This is a genomic window from Thalassotalea sp. G20_0 (genome assembly GCF_017744175.1).
Taxonomy (GTDB): domain Bacteria; phylum Pseudomonadota; class Gammaproteobacteria; order Pseudomonadales; family Endozoicomonadaceae; genus Endozoicomonas.
The window spans coordinates 1-2,619 of the sequence record NZ_JAGHQV010000145.1 but is presented as its reverse complement, the minus strand read 5'-3'; the positions used below and the strand labels follow the sequence as shown (position 1 = coordinate 2,619).

Genomic DNA, 2,619 nt, shown 5'->3' with positions numbered 1-2,619 from the left:
TAAAAGAGCTGCCTTATGCGGACACGGTTGAGAAACTGGAGCAGCTTCTACCCTGGGCAGTGAAGGCATCTCAAGAATAAGCTGATCTGGTAGGGTTGGCTATTACGCTGGTTAAATTGGCGCTTACGAAAAAGGAGCTTCAGGTTTACCTGAACGATCCAACGGTAGCGATTGACACCAATCATCTTGAGCGTGGCCTTCGTTGCATTCCGATGGGCAGAAAGAACTGGATGTTCTGCTGGACGGAAGAAGGCGCAGACAATGTCGCCGTGTTCCAGACGCTGATCACCAGCTGCCTGCTGGCGGGCATCGATCCTTACAAATACCTGGTTGATGTTCTTCAACGCATCAGCCTCCAACCGGCCCGTGATATCAGGGAACTGATACCGCGACTCTGGAAAGAGAAATTCGGGGCCAAACCATTAAAAGCCGATCTCGACAAGTAGGGGGAGTCTGTCCCCTGCTTAGACGCTTACGATAAAATGTATTGCGCCCCGGGTTAGTGCGTGGGGTATCACCTAACTGCCTGACCGTGGCATGTCTGTATCGTCCACGCCTTGAAGAAGGAGCATGGCCACCCGGTCGGTGATAATCATTATCTGATCTTGCGTATTTAACGCTGATACCGGCAGAGCTTGTATCCATAATTATATTTCATTAATTCATGAAAATATAAAAAGCAGACTGCTGTACAGTTCAGAAGTTCATTTTTCTGAAATGTTTATCCTGGTCTTTATTTGATCAATATATAGTTTTATTGAATCCCGGCTCTTGAGCTGGTTAACCGGGATTTCAATGACCTCAAATCCTGCTTTTTGCAGCAGTGCGATTTTCAGCAGAGTCGAACCATTCCTGGTGTTGAAATCACCACTCACGTAATGAGACGGTCCCTGAATTTCAATCACCATATTGTGGTCTGGCAGTAGCAGATCAACCGGAGGTAATGAGTTCAGACTCTGTTCTTCTTCAATATTCAAAGATGGAAGGCATGACTGGAGTTGATCGCGGAAGTCGGTTTGAGTTTTTGAATTGTTTGTCTGGTAATGGGGGATGACCGGACACGTTCTCCCAAGCCAACTGGTGGCCATAGAAATGATGTGTTGATCCTCTTCATTATCCGGGGATGTATTTTCCAGGCGAGTAAAAAGGTCATCCATGTGCTTTTCAAGCAAGTTATTTTTATTGGCATTAGAGTCTAGAGCCAACCTGGCACACAATACCATGACTCCCCAGAGAGACATCAATATGCCTTGCTGAGAGAGCTGAGGGGTGTCAATGATTTTGTAGACCAGCGATTCGGACGTGGAGGTAACCACATTCAGCTCTACAAGCTCGCCCAGTTTCGCCATGGCCCACAGCAGGTTGGCGATTTCCTGTGGTTTAAAGTGAGCTTTCTGTGCGTTCACGAGGGGCAATAGCACGGCCACGGCCTCTTTGAGCTCTGGTGTTCGCTCCTGACCGTTGTCCATCAGTTTTACCATGGCCCACAGCAGGTTGGCGATATGCTGAGGCATAAATTGGTCTTTCTGTGCGTTCACGTGAGACAACAGTGCGGCCACAGCCTCTTTGAGACCTGGTGTCAGCTCCTGCCCGTTGTCCACGAGTTTCGCCATGGCCCACAGCAGGTTGGCGATTTCTTGTGGGTTAAAGTTAGCTTTCGCTGTGTTGACGAGTGGCAACAGCGCGGCCACGGCCTCTTTGAGCAGCGGTGTCAGCTCCTGCCCGTTGTCCACGAGTTTCGCCATGGCCCACAGCAGGTTGGAGATTTCCTGTGGTTTAAAGTTAGCTTTCTGTGCGTTCACGCAGGGTAGCAGGGCGGCCACGGCCTCTTTGAACCTTGGTGTCTGCTTTTGCCCTTTGTCCGCCAGTTTCGCCATAGCCCACAGCAGGTTGGCGATATGCTGAGGAATAAATTGGTCTTTCAGTGCTTTCACGTGGGGCAACAGCGCGGCCAAGGCTTCGTTGAGCCCTGGTGTTCGCTTCAGCCCGTTGTCCACCAGTTTCGCCATGGCCCACAACAGGTTGGCGGTTCCCTGGGCCTTAAATTGGTTTTTCTGTATGTTCACGAGGAGCAACAGCGCGGCCACGGCCTCTTTGAGCCTTGGTGTCTGCTCTTGCCCGTTATCCACCAGTTTCGCCATGGCCCACAGCAGGTTGGCGATATGCTGAGGAATAAACTGGCCTTTCTGTGCGTTCACATGGGGAAACAGCGAGGCCACGGCCTCTTTGAGCTCTGGTGTCTGCTCCTGCCCTTCGTTCGCCAGTTTCGCCATGGCCCATAGCAGGTTGGTGATATCCTGGGCATTAAATTGATCTTTCTGTGCGTTCAGGTGGGGCAACAGCGCGGCTACGGCCTCTTTGAGCTCTGTTGTCTGCTCCTGCCCGCTGTCCACCAGTTTCGCCATGGCCCATAGCAGGTTGGTGATTTCCTGTGGTTTAAAGTTAGCTTTCTGTGTATTCACGTGGGTCAACAGCGCGGCCATGGCCTCTTCGAACTCTGGTGTCCGCTCCTGCCCGTTGTCCACCAGTTTCGCCATGGCCCACAGCAGGTTGGCGATAGCCTGAGGAATAAATTGGTCTTTCTGTGCGTTCACATGGGGCAACAGCACGGCCACGGCC

Annotated in this window: 2 protein-coding genes; one reads left to right on the top strand and one right to left on the bottom strand. The window is 51.4% G+C overall.

The window, feature by feature from the left end:
* The first annotated feature begins 86 nt into the window (after positions 1–86).
* Positions 87–446: an IS66 family transposase gene (locus tag J7438_RS25050; RefSeq protein ID WP_286196924.1), complete on the top strand. Its 360-nt coding sequence runs from the start codon at positions 87–89 to the stop codon at positions 444–446.
* A gap of 258 nt (positions 447–704) precedes the next feature.
* Here the strand turns inward: J7438_RS25050 and J7438_RS25045 are convergent.
* On the bottom strand, positions 705–2,619 hold a 1,915-nt coding region (locus J7438_RS25045; RefSeq protein WP_209278772.1), incomplete at its 5' end, for an RAP domain-containing protein.